At 48.1% G+C, this 17,732-nt stretch carries 11 protein-coding genes; 3 read left to right on the forward strand and 8 right to left on the reverse strand.

The genetic code is table 11. The annotated features are described in order from the left end of the window. Positions 1–171: 171 nt before the first annotated feature. Complete coding sequence (locus tag NG795_RS12945) at positions 172–1,002, forward strand: ABC transporter permease (RefSeq protein ID WP_367289076.1); 831 nt, start codon at positions 172–174, stop codon at positions 1,000–1,002. Between the two features lie 24 nt (positions 1,003–1,026). On the opposite strand, the gene NG795_RS12950 is transcribed toward NG795_RS12945, so the two are convergent. The 8 genes from NG795_RS12950 to NG795_RS12985 form a co-directional block, all read right to left on the reverse strand. Continuing rightward, positions 1,027–3,603: a GAF domain-containing protein gene (locus NG795_RS12950; protein WP_367289077.1), complete on the reverse strand. Its 2,577-nt coding sequence runs from the start codon at positions 3,601–3,603 to the stop codon at positions 1,027–1,029. Positions 3,604–4,118: 515 nt separating this feature from the next. Continuing rightward, entirely contained in the window at positions 4,119–5,252 is a 1,134-nt protein-coding gene (locus NG795_RS12955; RefSeq protein ID WP_367289078.1) for a glycosyltransferase, read from the reverse strand. A 186-nt stretch (positions 5,253–5,438) separates the two neighbouring features. Further along, positions 5,439–6,590 (reverse strand): NAD-dependent epimerase/dehydratase family protein, encoded by a 1,152-nt coding sequence (locus NG795_RS12960; protein WP_367289079.1) that lies wholly within the window; start codon positions 6,588–6,590, stop codon positions 5,439–5,441. Positions 6,591–7,161: 571 nt separating this feature from the next. Continuing rightward, positions 7,162–7,758 (reverse strand): chromophore lyase CpcT/CpeT, encoded by a 597-nt coding sequence (locus NG795_RS12965; protein ID WP_367289080.1) that lies wholly within the window; start codon positions 7,756–7,758, stop codon positions 7,162–7,164. A 276-nt stretch (positions 7,759–8,034) separates the two neighbouring features. Then, entirely contained in the window at positions 8,035–8,250 is a 216-nt protein-coding gene (locus tag NG795_RS12970) for a DUF4926 domain-containing protein (RefSeq protein ID WP_367289081.1), read from the reverse strand. 100 nt (positions 8,251–8,350) lie between these two features. Further along, positions 8,351–13,741, reverse strand: a complete 5,391-nt coding sequence (locus NG795_RS12975) for an nSTAND1 domain-containing NTPase (RefSeq protein ID WP_367289082.1) — start codon at positions 13,739–13,741, stop codon at positions 8,351–8,353. Positions 13,742–13,743: 2 nt separating this feature from the next. Next, the gene (locus NG795_RS12980; protein WP_367289225.1) at positions 13,744–15,087 is read right to left on the reverse strand and encodes a P-loop NTPase fold protein; all 1,344 of its coding nucleotides are present in this window, start codon (positions 15,085–15,087) and stop codon (positions 13,744–13,746) included. Positions 15,088–15,310: 223 nt separating this feature from the next. After that, complete coding sequence (locus NG795_RS12985; RefSeq protein ID WP_367289083.1) at positions 15,311–16,672, reverse strand: ATP-binding protein; 1,362 nt, start codon at positions 16,670–16,672, stop codon at positions 15,311–15,313. 298 nt (positions 16,673–16,970) lie between these two features. Here NG795_RS12985 and NG795_RS12990 point away from each other — a divergent pair, with 298 nt between their 5' ends. Beyond that, a complete protein-coding gene (locus NG795_RS12990) occupies positions 16,971–17,471 on the forward strand; it encodes a gluconokinase (protein WP_367289084.1) in 501 nt (166 codons plus the stop codon). Positions 17,472–17,501: 30 nt separating this feature from the next. Continuing rightward, positions 17,502–17,678 (forward strand): hypothetical protein, encoded by a 177-nt coding sequence (locus NG795_RS12995; RefSeq protein ID WP_367289085.1) that lies wholly within the window; start codon positions 17,502–17,504, stop codon positions 17,676–17,678. Positions 17,679–17,732 lie beyond the last annotated feature (54 nt).

Here is a 17,732-nt window from a genome sequence, read left to right on the forward strand (position 1 = left end):
GGTTTCTCACCCAAATTGATGATGAATTGCGAAAAATTTTGACAGAAACCCGGTTTCTCACCCATTTTGTACCGACGCCCTTTGGGTCGATTGATATATCTATCCTCTCAACTACGGACGGGTTAATCCCTTTCGGACAAAACCGATTCCTAGATTACTAAAACCGATAAAATGAACAAAGATATCGCCTTAATTTTAGCAAAACTGAAGAAAAATAAGTTATTATCTTTGGATACCATTGCCCCGATTGTAGTGGGAATTCTGGTGCTATCCGCTTGGGAAATTGGGGTGGAAGTCACCGAAACTCCCATTTATTTATTGCCGAAACCTTCGGATATTTTTCAGGCTTTAATTAAGGATTGGCCGATTCTGTTTCCCGCGTTGCTCATTACCTTAAAAATTACGGTAGTAGCCTTTATCACTGCGGCAATTTCTGGGTTAATGATTGCGGTGTTGATGTCTCAAAGTAAGTGGATTGAGAAAAGTCTGTATCCTTATGCGATTGTTTTACAGACTACTCCTATTGTGGCGATCGCACCTTTAATTATTATCTGGTTTAAAGACTATACCTTTGGCGCATTGGTGACTTGTGCCTGGATTGTCGCCTTTTTCCCGATTATTTCTAATACCACCTTTGGCTTAAATAGTCTCGACCCCAATTTACGAGATTTATTTATCCTCTATAAAGCCTCCCGTTGGCAAACCCTCTGGTATTTGAGACTCCCCAGTGCCTTACCCTATTTTTTATCAGGATTGCGGATTAGCGGGGGATTATCCTTAATTGGTGCTGTGGTGGCAGAATTTGTCGCCGGGACTGGCGGTACCGATTCCGGGATTGCCTATCAAATGCTAATTGCCGGTTACAATTTACAAATTCCCCGAATGTTTGCCGCCTTATTCCTGGTGACAATGCTGGGTATTTTGATTTTTATTCTGTTATCAAGAATATCAGATTGGGTTTTAGGGGAATGGCATGAAGGGTCAGTTAAACGGGATACTTAATTGACCCTTTTTACCCAATTTATATTACTTTGTTGTCATCGTATGGACGCCATCCCAGTCCTCTGGAGGTGGCGTTTTTATATAATCCTCCGCTCTTTGAATGTGAATTTTCACCGCTTGGTCTTCGGGGTAAATTGCGCCTGCGGATTGAAAGAGGGTAATCGATTCTAAGAAGTTTTTGGAGATATATGCGGCACGTCCGGCGCTATAAAAGTCTAAGAATTTCTGTTTCGCGGCATCTAGGGGAGTCTGACGATCGCCAATTAATTCATAAATCCCCACTGCCTGATTTTTCCCCTTCACCCGAATCTTATCTAACTCTCTCACCCATATCCGATCGCTACAAAGTTGATAAGTAAATTCGCTAATAATAATATCACATTTATATTCCTTCGTTACGCTTTCTAACCGTGCACTTAAATTCACCCCATCCCCAATCACCGTATAATCCATCCGCTTTTGACTGCCAATATTTCCAGAAACAACTTCCCCGGAACTAATCCCAATCCCAATGCGAATATTATGTTCTTTTTGCTGACGATTAAATTCATCTAAACGCCGACGCATATCTAAGGCCGATTGTACCGCCTTCCAAGCGTGTTCTTTCAGGGGTAATGGTGCGCCAAATACGGCCATTAGCGCATCACCAATAAATTTATCTAACGTTCCGTCACAGTTAAAAACTGCTTCTACCATCGTCTCGAAATAGTTATTCAAAAGCGAGACGACTTCTGCCGCTTCTAGGTTTTCCGTCAGGGTTGTATAACCGCGAATATCCGAGAATAGAATAGTAACTTCTTTGCGTTCCCCCACCATTAAGGCATCTTCCCCCAATGCCATGACTCGTTCCGCGACCCCGGGAGTCATGTAGCGATACATGGTGGTTTTCATCCGTTTTTCGCGACTTATGTCTTCTAAAACGACTAATCCACCCCGGACTCCCCCTTCTGGGTTGGTTAAAGGATTCACCGTGAGGTTGAGACTGCGTTCGATTTCTTTGACTTGACTTTTGGGGTATTTTATGACATTTTCATCCGGCTCATTCCAGGGGATGTAAAACTCAGGATTGTTGCGATCGCCTATCACCAAAATCGCACTTTCCATATTCGTTTCATCCAACTTGACTAACCCAATGGTCAGACTTTGTTCCGGGACAAAATGCCTTGCCGCATTTCGTAATGCATCCTCTAAGCGAAATCTCAGATGTTCGATGGGAACCACTTCCCAAACATAGCGACCTTGTAACTTTTGCTGCCATAGCAGCAGTTTTTGCTTATTTTCCCGCTGAATCTGAAACTGGCGATCGCTCTGTTTGCGGTCCTCCTTCTGAATCGGACATCCCAGCAACTCTAGCGCCGCCTCATTAATCGTGACAATTTTCCCATCCATATTGGTGGAAATCACCGCATCGGAAAGGCTTTCTAAAATATCTTTTTGATATTGCTTCTCCAGCAAAACACTCTCAAACAATTGTGCGTTTTGCAAAGCAATTCCCGCTTGAGCATTAAACGCGCGCAAAAACGCTTCATCGGAGGAATTAAAACTCCCCTTCTGTTTATTAATCAGTTGCGTCACCCCGATTAATTCCCCCGAGGCATTATAAACTGGCATACAAAGAATCGTAGAGGTTTGGTATCCCGTTTTCCGGTCCGTCGTGGGGTCAAACCTCGGGTCCAGATAGGCATCATGAATATTTAGTGTTTGACCCGTAGAGGCGACATAACCGGCAATGCCACGATTTGCCGGAATCCGAATTTCCACCATTGTTTTGCCATCTGCCTTGGCGACTTTCGTCCAGAGTTCGTCAGTTTCCTTGCTGAGTAAAAATAGGGTACTGCGATCGGCCTGCATTAAATCCTTGGCGCGGTCCATCACAGCGCGTAACGTCGTTTCCAGGTCCAGACTTTGACCTAAAGTCGTCGTTGCTTCCAGTAACGCACTCACCCCGCGTTGATTTCTCGCCGCGACATAAAACGATTGACAACTTTCCAGAATAATTGCAATAGAAGAGGCAAACCCGGCAAATTGAAGCTGATCCTCGCGGTTGAACGGAACCTCCCCCATTTTATTGAGGACCTGGACCACCGCTACCACGCGATCGGTATCTTTGCTGCTAAAAATCGGTTCACAGAGAAGATTTCGCGGGTCACATCCCGGGGGTTCATCCACTTCCGCTTGAAATAAAGGATGATGACGAACATCGGCAATATTGACACTTTCCCCATTGCAGGCAACATGACCGAGAATGCCGATATGGATGGGTAAGCGGATTTCGGTACTTTTCCCGGTTTCATCCTGGCTAATTTTTGACCAGAGTTGCTCTTTCTCTTGGTCAATTAAAAAAATAGTCGTCTTTTCTGCTTGCAGGATTTGACTAATTTTGAGGGTGAAGGCATCGAGGAGTTGTTCTAACAGAATTTCGAGCGCTTCATTATTAATCAGATCGATCGCCAGCAGACATTGCTGAAATTCTGCCGTAATAAAATCAAGGATGCAGACAAATTCGCCAACCTGCATATCCTTGACCCGCCGGGTCAACTCCCCCATGCGACCCACCCGAGTTAAAGCCGCTAGAACGCTACCAGTGCCTGAAAATGTCATGTGTTATCAACGCTTACCGGCTCAGATTTGCCTGATCTCTATGGTACGCTACCCCTGGGAAATGTGGGGAGATTGGGAGGTGGGGGAGGATGTTCAACGTCACGACTTCAGTCGTTCTCTTGGTTCGTAGTAACGACTTCAGTCGTTCTCTTGGTTCGTAGTAACGACTTCAGTCGTTCTCTTGGTTCGTAGTAACGACTTCAGTCGTTCTCTTGGTTCGTAGTTCAACACCGGCGGGGGTTTAAACCCCCGCCTCATAGCTAAAGTCGTCTAAAGACGACTGCCAGTTTTATCCCGTGGTGTTTTCAGTCGGTTTCAACCGACTTTAGCTGTTAGGCGGGGGATTTATCCCCCGCCGGTTGTTGCTATCAGGCTGCAAGAAGTAAACGAGCAGACTCTATGCTCTATCTATGAGTGCGTGACTTGGCTGGCGCTTTCGTCACGCGGAAACGACTGAAGTCGTTACTACGAACAGGAAGAAACGACTGAAGTCGTTACTACGAACAGGAACTCCGTCAGGCAGCTAGGGGTAAACGACCGGAACCTAGGATGGTTTGGTAATAGCGTCGCAATTGCGCGGTTGCCGCTTGCCATCCCCATTGTTCTGCTTCTTTGCGAGCATTTTGGCGGAGGGACTGGCGTTCGATTTGGTTGGCGAGGAGGCGTTGGGTGGCGGCGATCGCACCGTTCTCCTCATCGGGATCAAACAAGTATCCGTTAACCCCATCGGTAACAATATCCAAAATGCCACCTCTGGCAGCAGCAACCACGGGACAACCGGCTGCCATTGCTTCTAACAGCACTAACCCTAGAGTTTCTGTTCGGGAAGGAAAAATAAAGGCATCGGCTGAAGCAAAGGCGCTGGCTAATTCTTCTCCGTGTAAATAGCCGACAAAATGGGTGGGAGTCCCGGCAAAATGCTGTTCCAGTTGTTGCCGGGTGGGTCCATCACCGACTAAGGCTAATCTGGCATCGGGAATCGCTTCTAGGACGGGTTTAATGCGATCGATTTCTTTCTCGGCACCGAGTCGTCCCACATACAGCAGCAGGGGACTGTCGGGATGTCCTTGACTCAGGCGACTCCGCATTTCTCGACTGGCTAAATGAGGTTGAAATAACTCCGTATCCACCCCACGCTGCCACAAATCCACCCGTTCAATGTCATGATTTCGCAATTCTTCCACCATTGCCATTGAGGTGCAGAGGTTCAATTCCGCTTGATTATGAGCCGCTTTCAGCAATTCCCACAGCAGGGGTTCTAGCACTCCTAACCCATAATGTTGCAAATATTTGGGGAGGTGGGTATGGTAAGAAGCAACTAAGGGAATTTTCAGACTTTTAGCGTAATAAATTCCCCCGACTCCTAAAACAGCCGGGTTGACCACATGAATTAAATCCGGTTGAAAATCTTCAAGTTTGCGCCGTAAGGATGGCGTGGGAAAGGCTAATTTCAGTTCGGGATAGAGGGGTAAGGGATACCCGGTGACGCCGTAAACTTCGGCTCCTTTGTATTCAGTAATGCCGTAGTCTGGAGAAAAGACGAGGACTTGATCTCCTGCACGTTGCAGTTGTTCGACAGTGCGGCAAAGTCGGGTGACGATGCCATCAACTTTGGGATAAAAGGTTTCGGTAAAAAGTGCAATTCTCATATCAAATTTTAGTTACGCAAGGGTTTTTAGGTCAGCCTCTTTGCAACTTCAACGGTTTTAATTGATGAATGATAGTGCGAGATTCTAGCTCTGGTCACTGGGGAGCTAGAATTTCGCACTCCCTTGAGAAAGTTACGCAGGATATAGAATCCTTTAGTCTCACCGGATGCCGCTAAACACGAGGGTTTAACGTCGCCAAGATACTTTAGGTAGAATCTGGTTTTTGTCGATTCGGTTCTGGTATTTAACGGCGAAATTCAGCAGAGAATCGAGTAGGGAATCGGATAGATAATGGGGTTGTAAACCTAAATCCAGCAGTTTGGTATTTTTGGCATTAAAGTAATGTTCTTCGAGTTCAACTCTGGGGTTCTCCAGATGGTCAATCTCGATGTTCAGTCCCATTGCAATTCCAGCTTGTTTCACCTTCGATGCCAGTTCACCGATGTTGAATAGTTCGGTAAATTGGTTAAAGACACGGAATTGACCCGCTTCTGCTGGGTTGGCGATCGCCAGTTCCATACAGCGCACCGTGTCGCGAATATCCAAAAATCCTCGGGTTTGTCCGCCTTTGCCATACACCGTCAGGGGATGACCCACTGCCGCTTGAATGCAGAAGCGATTGAGTGCTGTTCCAAACACGCCATCGTAATCGAGACGGTTGATCAGCATCTCATCCATGCCGGTTTCTTCCGTCAGGACCCCATAGACGACCCCTTGGTTTAAGTCCGTAGCACGCAGGCCCCAAATTTTGCAAGCAAACTGGATATTGTGACTATCGTGAACCTTACTTAAGTGATAGAAACTTCCCGGTTGCTTCGGATAGGGGAGGGTATCTTTGCGCCCGTTATGCTCAATGGTGATATAGCCTTCTTCAATATCGATATTTGGTGTGCCATATTCGCCCATTGTGCCTAACTTGACCAGATGGCAGTCAGGGAAATCTTCCTTCATGGCGTAAAGCAGATTCAGGGTTCCCACCACGTTATTCACTTGAGTGAGAACCGCATGGTCACGATCAATCATCGAAAAGGGGGCCGATCGCTGCTCACCAAAGTGAACAATGGTATCGGGCTCAAACTGATGGAGGGCCTTACTTAAGAAAGCGTAATCAGTGATATCCCCAACGAACAGATCAATAGATTTACCAGTTAGATCGCGCCAACGCTGCAATCGTTGCTGAATCGGGGCGATCGGTGTTAGGGTTTCAACGCAGAGTTGCATATCCCAGTGCCGACGCACCAAACTATCTAAAATTGCGACATCGTAACCGTGATTGGATAGGTAAAGCGCAGTTGCCCAACCGCAATAGCCGTCACCGCCAATAACCAGGACTCTCATAGGTAGATGAATCTTGCTTGCCAATACTCGGTAACTCTACCAGGTTTGTGCCACCTGTGGGATATTTCACTTCAGCGAGTTGACAGATTTCCGAAAAAAATCTGCATTAAGGAATACCGGAGCACAAAATGCCTCATTTAACCTGCACCCTGAAGCTGCCCCGCAGGCTTAAGCCTGGGGCTATACGGACGAAGCCTGCCTCCGCAGGCTAATCTATAACATTGACTTGAAACACCCAGATTGCGGAGAAATTCTACCCTTGATCCCCAATCAGGTTGTCAAAAGTCAGTTTTCTGACATCTTATGCGCGTTGCAACAAGCGGCGGGGGTTCAAACCCCCGCCTAACAACTTAAGTCGGTTGAAACCGACTGAAAGTATTATCCCGTGGGTTTTCTAGTCGGTTTTTAACCGACTTTAGCTATGAGGCGGGGGATTGATCCCCCGCCGGATCGCGGGGTCTACAAAGGCTTGTTGCACAGATGCAAGATCTCGCGTCTCTCTCTTAGCCTGCGGAGGCAGGCTTCGTCCGTATAGCCCCAGGCTTCAGCCTGCGGGCGGGCGGGTTTAGTATCAATTCACCACCACCTCATCGGCAAAACTCGCAACCCGCTTGTTAAACACAAAAGGACCGGCAACGGAACCCCAGACGTGCTCATCGGTATCGGGGTCCAGTCCGCGATCGTGACTGATAAAGACATTTTCATCAATTTCAAACCGACTATCCAGATAGGTAGTGCGATTCTTACGAACCACAATGCAGCTTTTTCCAGGTTCCACCTCGCCCTGAAATTTGGATCCAGTCCATTCCGTAATGAAGGTAGAACCGGCAATTTTTTCGAGCTTGTCTGGGGTGAGGGATTGCAGGAGATGGCGATCGCGGGCGGATCCGTAGAAAGATGCCTCATCCTGGACCTTGTAGTTTTCGATTTCAATGCGATCGCCCTTTGGGACCAACTTCAACACCCGCACCCGATAGGGCTCATTGAGCATAAAATCATAAGCCTGCTCTAAATACAGACTGACCCCATCGAGGAACTCATAAGGCAGGGGCCGCATACAGACCCGAATATGGGCAAAAAACGGCGGATTCTCGATCGCCTGGTCAAAATTGCTAAAGTCCGACGCCATCCAACGCGCCAAAGTCAGAATATCAGTGGAATGAGTCATGGATATTACAGAGTAAGATTTTAAAGTGGGGGCAGTTCTGCTTATTTTACGGCAGACCCGAAAATTCCGCGCCACCCCAACCCTCATTCTCCCGATGTTCGTAGTAACGCCTTCAGGCGTTATCCCTCCAACGTTCGTAGTAACGCCTTCAGGCGTTATCCCTCCCGATGTTCGTAGTAACGACTTCAGTCGTTATCCCCTAAAGCACCAAACCCACCCACTCCCTAAAAACTGTTCCCTATCCCAGCATCATCCCCAGAGTCACCCAATGGACAGTCAATCATCAGGCGGGAGACCCTCAATACTAGAAACCAGAACCGTCACGAGGGCGATCGCCTCTCCCCGGACATTAAACACTTCTAAAATCGCGCCATCTTCGCCCCCAGTTGGTGAAGGTACAAAGTCAATTAAAGTAGCAATATCACCCCGGTGCAGATTAAATTCCTCCCAGTCTTCTTTCAAAACAATTTCTTGATAAAGTTCAGGTTTCATGAGATTAACTCCTGGGTAAAAATTAGAGGAATAAATTGAAATTGATTGTCTATTTTAGGGGTAACCAAACCCTCCAAATATCAAAGCTGACCTGACCCGCTTATTCTGGATTTCCCTCCTCGGCAAGCTGCTTCGCTTTAACTTCCGGATTAAAATCTAACTCTGCATTCCACTTCAACGCCTTGCGGAACGTCGCCACTGCCGCATCCACCTGACCCGCTCTCGCTTGCACCTCCCCTTCTCGGACTAAATAGATTGCTGCCTCTGCCAAATTGGATGGCGTTTGACAAGTCTCTAACTTTTCTAATTCCCTGGGATGGGTAACCAGATAATCCCCAAGCCAGTCACATCCCCACTCCAGCAACTCATCCAAACTTCCCACAGGCCACACCCGGGCGGTTTTGTCCCAGGAGGCGGTGAGGATGCGCTCCCCGTCCGGGCTGAAACTGGCGCTGTTGACCCCATCCTGATGGCCGGTGAGTTCTGCCACCAGCTTGCCGCTGCGGTCCCACACCCGGGCGGTGTTGTCCTCTGAGGCGGTGAGGATGCGCTCCCCGTCTGGGCTGAAACTGGCATTCCAGACCGTACCCTGATGGCCCTTGAGTTCGGCAATCATTTGACCACGGAGGTTCCAGACCCGGGCGGTTTTGTCATTTGATGCGGTGACGACACTCTCCCCGTCTGGGCTGAAACTGGCATTCCAGACCGTACCCTGATGGCCCTTGAGTTCGGCAATCATTTGGCCCCGGCGGTCCCAGACCCGGGCGGTGTTGTCCTCTGAGGCGGTGACGACGCTTTCCCCGTCTGGGCTGAAACTGGCGCTGTAGACCGTACCCTGATGGCCCTTGAGTTCGGCAATCATTTGGCCCCGGCGGTCCCAGACCCGGGCGGTGTTGTCCTCTGAGGCGGTGACGATGCTCTCCCCGTCTGGGCTGAAACTGGCGCTGTAGACCCCATTCTGATGGCCCTTGAGTTCGGCAATCATCTGGCCACGGAGGTTCCAGACCCGGGCGGTTTTGTCATTTGATGCGGTGACGACACTCTCCCCGTCTGGGCTGAAACTGGCGCTGAAGACCCCATTCTGATGGCCCTTGAGTTCGGCAATCATCTGGCCATGGAGGTCCCAGACCCGGGCGGTGTCGTCATGTGAAACGGTGAGGATGCTCTCTCCGTCTGGGCTGAAACTGCCGCTGAAGACCCCCATCGGATGGCCCTTGAGTTCGGCAATCCTCTGGCCACGGCGGTCCCAGACCTGGGCGGTGTTGTCATCTGAGGTGGTGAGGATGCTCTCCCCGTCTGGGCTGAAACTGGCGCTGTTGATCCCATCTTGATGGCCCTTGAGTTTGGCAATCCTCTGTCCACTGCGGTCCCAGACCCGGGCGGTGTTGTCATCTGAGGCGGTGAGGATGCTCTCCCCGTCTGGGCTGAAACTGGCATTCCAGACCAGACCCTGATGGCCCTTGAGTTCGGCAATCCTCTGGCCACTGCGGTCCCAGACCCGGGCGATGTTGTCCGAGGAGGCGGTGAGGATGCTCTGCCCGTCTTGGCTGAAACTGGCGCTTCTGAGCCGACCCTGATGGCCCTTGAGTTCGGCAATCATCTGGCCACTGCGCTCCCACACCCGGGCGGTGTCGTCTGAGACGGTGAGGATGCTCTTCCCGTCTGGGCTGAAACTGGCATCCCAAACCGCACTCTGATGGCCGGTGAGTTCGGCAATCATCTGGCCACTGCGGTCCCAGACCCGGGCGGTTTTGTCATCTGAGGCGGTGATGATGCTCTCCCCGTCTGGGCTGAAACTGGCATCCCAAACCGCACCCTGATGGCCCTTGAGTTCGGCAATCATCTGGCCACGGCGCTCCCACACCCGGGCGGTGTTGTCATCTGAGGCGGTGAGGATGCTCTCCCCGTCTGGGCTGAAACTGGCATCCCCGATCAGACCCTGATGGCCCTTGAGTTCGGCAATCATCTGGCCACGGCGCTCCCACACCCGGGCGGTGTTGTCCTCTGAGGCGGTGACGATGCTCTCCCCGTCCGGGCTGAAACTGGCATTCCAGACCCGACCCTGATGGCCCTTGAGTTCGGCAATCATCTGGCCACGGCGGTCCCAGACCCGGGCGGTGTTGTCATCTGAGACGGTGAGGATGTTCTCCCCTTCCGGGCTGAAACTGGCGTTGGAGACCGAACCCTGATGGCCGGTGAGTTCCGCCACGAGCTTGCCGCTGCGCTCCCAGACCCGGGCGGTGTTGTCCTCTGAGGCGGTGACGATGCTCTCCCCGTCTGGGCTGAAACTGGCATTCCAGACCCGACCCTGATGGCCCTTGAGTTCGGCAATCATCTGGCCACGGCGCTCCCAGACCCGGGCGGTGTTGTCCGAGGAGGCGGTGACGATGCTCTCCCCGTCTGGGCTGAAACTGGCGCTGGAGACCGAATCCTGATGTTGAAGTTTATTCCGTTCCGAGATCTGGTTGATGATGGTGTGCAAGGCCAGCATCGGGGTTAGAGTGGGATAATCTGAGAGGGAACGCTTGTGCTTAACCAGGGCTTTTAACTCTTGCCCCGCGCTCATGGCTGAGACTAATCCATCGAGTTGATAGGCTTCAAATTGTCGTAAGGCATTTAACCCTTCGCGTTCAAGTCTCGTCCCTTCTCGGGCTTCCTCCAGGGTTTGAGTGGCTTTAATGGCAAGTCCTCCGGTGATTGTGGCGGCGATTAAGGAGGCGGCCAAAATTCGTGTACTCAGGCGAATTCGCTGTGCTGCTTTCTTAGAGGCTTCTGCTAAGATTTGCTTGGCCTTTCTTTCCTGTTCTAACTCTTCCTGGGTCTTTTGACGTTCGGCTTCTAATAATTTCCGTTGGGTTCTTTCTTGTTCCAGTTCAGCCCTTAATCGTTCTAACTGAGGCTGTTGTTGCTTGCGAATAAACTCCGCTAAGTAATCATGAACCAGTTGATACCGTTCGGCTGGCTTTTCCTGGATTAGCAACACTAAGCCAGAGTCTACAAAAATTTTCAACACTAAATCTAATTGGCTAACCTCTCCCGTCAAATCGGCGGCGAGTTCCTGTAACTCCTGCGCTATTTCCTCCCGCGTTTTCAGGGGACGAGTGCCTTTTTCATCAGTGAGCAAGTACAGGACCCGTTCCCCTATCTCCTGGTTTTCGAGTCCGCAGTCTTTTACCACATCGTCTAAGTAGCGCTTGACAAATTCGGTTTTGGGTCCCCGTTCCTGATACTCCGCTAAGGTGGTAATATTTTCCGCTTGCAGTTGTGCGCCAACGATTTGCAATTCAATAGGGCGCACGGCATCTAATTCCGCTGCTAATTCCTGGACTAATTCCTTAATTAAGGCATCGGGAAACCAAATTTGTGATTTTTCCGTTAAGCGCTGGATAATTTGTTGAGCATCCTCCGGGAGAAAGTTACCGAGGGGATAACGGACTTTGCGGGCGAGGATATCATTGTTGATAATCATCATGCTTTCTAGCCGATCGCACGCTAATAATTCGTGCAAATAATCCTCTCGCAGGGATAGAATAACTTTGATGCTGACAATTTGGCTCAGACAATCCCCGAGAAAATTAAAAAATTGCCGCCGTTCCCTGGGGGTGGGGCAAGCAAAAAAGAACTCTTCAAATTGGTCGAAAATGAGTATCGATCGCCTATTTCGTTGCTCGTTCTCCTGCAACTGTTTCAGGAACAATTCTAATTGCCCTTTTTCCGACCCAGGGACAGGCTGCCCAGTTATCCCTTTCTCTGCTAATGCCTCCGCCAAGCTGTTGGCAAATTCTTCTTTCCAGTTCGTATAAACTCGCACTGCAATGGGTAAATATTCCTCATATCCCATTGAATTTTCCTTTAACTTGGGAATAATTCCCCCATTCACCAGAGAGCTTTTTCCCACCCCGGATTGTCCATGAATCACCAGGATTCGAGAATTATTCTCGCCAATTTCTTGGACAATTTTTTCTACATCCAGCATCCGCCCAGAAGCGGCTATTTCCGGGGCCACCGTTTCGCGCTTTTCCCCTAGAATTAGACCAAAACTCTCCTGCCGTTGCGGTTGAATCCAACAAGCCCCGACAAAGGCTCTGATTCCATATTGTTGTTCAACGGAGTATCGGGTTAATTTGATGTGAAAGGCTTCTAAATATTGTTTTTGCCGAAAATACAGGATATGTAATTGACAGAGAATATCGATATAAAGTTTCGTATCATTATCCGGACTCCCCGCTTGTTTTGCTGCTTCCAAATGACCGAGGGCCGGTTCGGGATGGTTTAAATTCTGCTCCGCTTGGGCTAAAATAAAATAATATAAACTCGCATCATACAAAACTCGGCGTTCTTCCGGTTGGGGGTGCAGGTTTCCCCTCAAATACTCAGAGACAACCCCAAAATTTGAGGTTAAAATCTCTAGGGCTTTTTCCGCTAATTCTTTAGCCCGGTTCCAATCTTCTTGGGATAAAGCAACTTCCCCTAAAAACCCGTAATCTCGCGCCGCTTCTTGGGGCTGATTTTGGGTTTCATGGATGGATAACGCCTCGGTTGCCAGGTGTTGCAGGGTCTCCCAGTCTTGCAACTGGCGTAATATTTTGCCGATGCTGTCTAGGGAATCAGCAATTAAATGGGGGTTTTCCGTTTGTTCAAAAGTGGCTAAACATTGGGCGAGTGCTTCCCGTGTAGGTTGCCAATCGGAGGGTTCTAAATTCCGTTGTTTTCGGGCTTTGATATAATGGCAAACGGCAATTTGATGATAAATTTTTCCTAGGCGTTCTAACTGATGAGATTTATCCCACCAGTTCGCCGCCAGTTGATAATGGACGAGGGCCAAATCCGGGGAATCGAGGATGAATTTAACCGCACCCAATAGACTCTCTAAATTGGCATTGAGTTCTTCATCTAATCCACCTTGACTGATTAAATCCTGTTGCGCTGCTGCCAGTTCTCCTTGCAATTTTAAGGCAGATTGGCGAGTGAGTTGCAGTTGATTGGCAAACCAACTCTGGGCGGTTGCCGTGACAAAAGAGGCGATCGCCTCTCGATCCATCGTAAATTGTACCGGAATCGCCCAACTCTCCAAATCCGGGGCAATCTGGCGGACTTTTTTCTGGACTTCATCATTCACCCACAGCACCAGGGGAAAATGAAAATGGTTCTGAAACTCCTCCCGGACTTGATTCGCCGAACTCAGCAGGGTCTGAATATCCGTAACAATTTCTAACCCAAACACCATCAGCGCATCCGGTTGTTCTTCCCCCAATTCTAGCCGAATTCGGCTATGCAGCAATCGGTCCCCTGCTTTGACCTCAATTCGGCGAATTTCCACGGAACAAAGCTGTTGTAATCTTTGGGCCAGCCGGTCCCGCAATTGGATATAATTACAGCGGGCAATAAACAGCTTAAACTCCCCCCGAGATGCCTCCAATGCCCAAGCCAATTTTTTTAAAGCCTTCTCATTTTCCGGGCTGATTTGTTCTGGATTAAAGGAGTGATTCATCTCTATAGTTTCCCCGCTTCGGCTAAAATTGGATTCACATCAAACCAAACTTTTCCGTTATCCCGATACTCAAACACAAACCGACTCCGAATCAACTGCTGATATCCCGTATCATCGTTAACCTGTTGGCGAGTTTTGACCTCCCGCAATAACTCCCATTCTGACTCAGAAATCGGGATTATCATATCATTTTGACTGGATTGAATCACGGTTTCTAAGGTTTGACGACCCAGGGGAAACTGCATTTCTTCCATAATCCAGGTATTCAGCAATTTGAGTAAATCCCGAACGTGACCCCCACTAATTTGACAGAGGCGATCTAAGGTGTCGGGACTGTCAAAAATCAGGGGAATGGCATCTAAGCGTTGTTGTGCGTCCAAGTCGGGAAAAGCTCTCGCTAGGACCATTTGCCGCAAGAGGGCCATCCCCGCTTGATGTTCACTGCCATCGTGCGATCGCACCGGGACCATTGGCAACACTTTCGGGTCCTCAAATCGCTGTGTCAGCATTCCATAACTATTGGAGAATTTCAGCGCCAAAGGTAGGGTATAAACCAGATGACAATTCAGCTTGCTTAAATATTCCCCTTGGTCCACAAATAGATATTCTTGTTGCGGTTTCCCCCCGAATTTCGGACTATTATCGAGGCGGTCCAAATTGTCTACAATGGCGACCAAACCCTGCTTTCCTTGTTCTTTTAATTTTGCGATCGCCGGTTCAATCAACTCCTGATTAATGGCATCCAGCAGTTGTTGTTTTTGGGGTCCTAAAAACTGATTCAGCTTTTTCCGTAAAGAAGCATCTTGCTTGACTTGCGCTGTAATTTCCCCAATTCCCATAGACAAGGTAAAGTTGTCTCCTTGTCCGCTGATTCCCACATCGCCAATTTTTGGAATTTTGGCTTTGATTCCTTGAATATCCGCGTTGAGAACCCGGGAAACGTCTTGCAGCAACGCTTTGAGCTTGCTCGTTTGCAGCAGTTGAATGGACTCTAAACTGTGGGAGATGCGAGAGGCGATCGCCAGCAACACATCCACGATATCCACATCCGTCAGTTCCAAGTCATCACTGGAAGCAAAATAAACCACATGAAACCCGGCCTTTTCCAGTTCCATTTTCAGCCGCAAAAGTTCCGTGGATTTCCCACAACCAATATGGCCCGTAAACAAGGCACAAGTCGGGCGATCGGGCATGAAAAAGGTGATTTTGTTCTTAAGTTTATCAATAATTTCACCACCGCGAACCGTGGAAAAATCAATGTAATATTTCCGGTCCTCGGGGTTGGCACAAACTAGGGCCCGTCCGGGTTCAGTAGCACGATAAAAGTCACGGATATCAGGGGTCATTGTCATAATTGGGGTGGTTTTGCCGTTGGATGGTAGGGGAGACTCTCAGCAGTTTTGGACGATCGGGTCCACATCGCTAGGACCCCAGGGGAACAGCCTTATCTATTATCTAACAAAACTGCTAAATTGGGTAGGTTGTGGACTCGGTTGCTTGCGATCGCCCGTAGGAGTGGGTATAAATCTGCCCGGTCCTGCTTCATCTAAAACTCAGGATTAGATTGGCTTATTTTTGCATTTCTTCGGCTTCACTCAGGACTGGATTAATATCAAACCACTCCTGATTACCGTCGCCATATTTTAATACAAACATAGAGCGAATAAGCATTTGATATTTTGAGTCTCCTATTTTCACCATTTGGGAGGTTTTTACCTCACGTAACAACTCCCATTCTTCCTCATTAATTGCTGCTCTTAAGTCTTCTTTATAGGAATCAATGACCTTTTCTAAGGCTTGCCGCTTTAGAGGAAAAGAAAAATCCTCCCCTTCCATCACGCACCTGTATAATAAACCAGCTAAATTGCGGATATGACCTCCACTAATGCGGCATAATCTATCTAAGGCTTCAGCATTTTCAAAAACTAGCGAAATTGCCTCTAAACGCTGTTGTTCATCCAACTCAGGAAAGGCTTTGATGAGGACCAGTTGTCGTAAGCGTGCCATTCCCTCCTGATGTTCTTGACCCTCGCGCGATCGCACCGGCACCATTGGCAAAACTCTCAGTTCACCAAAGTGCTGAGTCAGCATTTCATAATGATTGGAAAATACTAGGGAGATGGGTAGGGTATAAACTACATGACAATTTAGCTTTGTCAAATATTCTCCTTGGTCAACAAATAAATATTCAGTTTGTACTTGACCCCCGGGTAATCTAATGTTATAAATTCCGTCTAAACCCTCCCCTATCACAACTAATCCCTGTTTTCCTTGGGCTTTTATTTGGGTAACCAGGGGTTCGATTAACTCCTGATTTATCGCTTCTATAAGTTCGCTTTTTTGGGAATTCCAAAATTGACTTAAAGGTTGATAAAAGAACGATTTTTTTTGAGAGTTTTTTATAACCTCTCTCATTTCTATACACCAAGTAAAAATATCTCCATCTTTTCCTAGTTTTAGCCGAACATTTTTTGAAATTGCTTCTTTTATTTCTTCTTGAACGTCAAAATAGAAAATTTGCAAAGATTCTTGTAGAAATTTATTAAGTTTTTTGGGCGTCTTGATTTCTATTGTCTCCAAACTTTGGACAATGCGACAGGCGATCGCCAGCCAAATATGGGCGATGGATACCTGAATCATATCCAAGTCTTCATAGGCTTCAAAATAAACCACATGAAACCCTGCCACTTCTAATTTATGTTTTAATCGTAGGAGTTCCGTTGATTTGCCTGAATCAATATAGCCTGTTAACACTGTGCAAGTTGGTTCGTGCTGCCCAGTAATAATGATTTTATCATGAATTTTTTCAACTTCATTTCCAATAACCGGCGATAAATCTACATAATATTTACGGGCTTCTAAATCAAGGGGACTAACCCGCTTAGATACAATATTAGTCACCTTATAAAATTCGATAAACTTACGTTCCATTTTAGTTATTGCTGTATTATTGCGGTTTGCTTCAAGTAGTGAATCACCCCTGAGCTATTTTCAAGGGTGAGTTGCGTTATCTAATGAAAACCCTGAATTGGGTAAATTTCGGTGAGGTTGTGACGCTTCTGGTACTGGCAGGGTTTATCTCAAAGGCAAAGATGTTTTATAATAGTAAAATTGGACCCACAGGGGGAATCTGTAGCAACGGAAACCCATAAAAGCGCGATCGCTCTCAACTGAGGAATCGAGAGACGCGCCAAAGCAATCACAGTCGGCAGAAAAAGGAGCTTTAACGGTGACCATTGTCATCATCATGGGAGTATCGGGTTCGGGGAAAACTACCGTCGGGAAGCGTCTGGCAGAGCAGTTAGGCTGGCAGTTTATGGATGCCGATGATTTACATTCCCCGGAAAATGTGGAGAAAATGAGTCGGGGAATTCCCTTGGATGAGAGCGATCGCCACCCTTGGTTAATGGCAATGCGTCAACAAATCTCCGCTTGGTTACAGCAAGATAAAAATGTGGTGTTAGCTTGTTCGGCATTGAAGCAATCTTATCGCGAAATTTTGGATTGTTCTTTGGAACCCATTAAGTTGGTTTATTTGAAGGGTTCCCAGGCAGTGATTCAGGAACGAATGCAGTCGCGAACAGACCATTTTATGCCAGCAGATTTGCTAAATAGTCAATTTGATGCGTTAGAAGAACCGACTCCCGATGAGGCGATTCATTTGGATGTTTCTTTACCCGTTTCTGAGTTGGTGGAACGGATTTCTAGTGTGGTGAAAGGGTCGGGATGAGGGAGTTTGCAGGGGGATTTTAGATAGTTGATGGGGTTGGGGAGTGATCAGGAGGCAGAGTCTCCCAAATGCCAGGAGAGGGTGCCGTTGCTGCGATCGCCCGCTATTAAGCGACCCCAACCCCATCAAAATTGCGATCGGGGACAATCCCAATCCCAAACCGATGAGATGCCTCAGATCCGCAGTCTGACTGGAAAATCACAGTAAAGTCGATTAGAACTGCCAAGGGGTGAATTCAGTGTCTCCATTGCCGAGATAATA

Source organism: Laspinema palackyanum D2c (assembly GCF_025370875.1).
Taxonomy (GTDB): Bacteria; Cyanobacteriota; Cyanobacteriia; order Cyanobacteriales; family Laspinemataceae; genus Laspinema; species Laspinema palackyanum.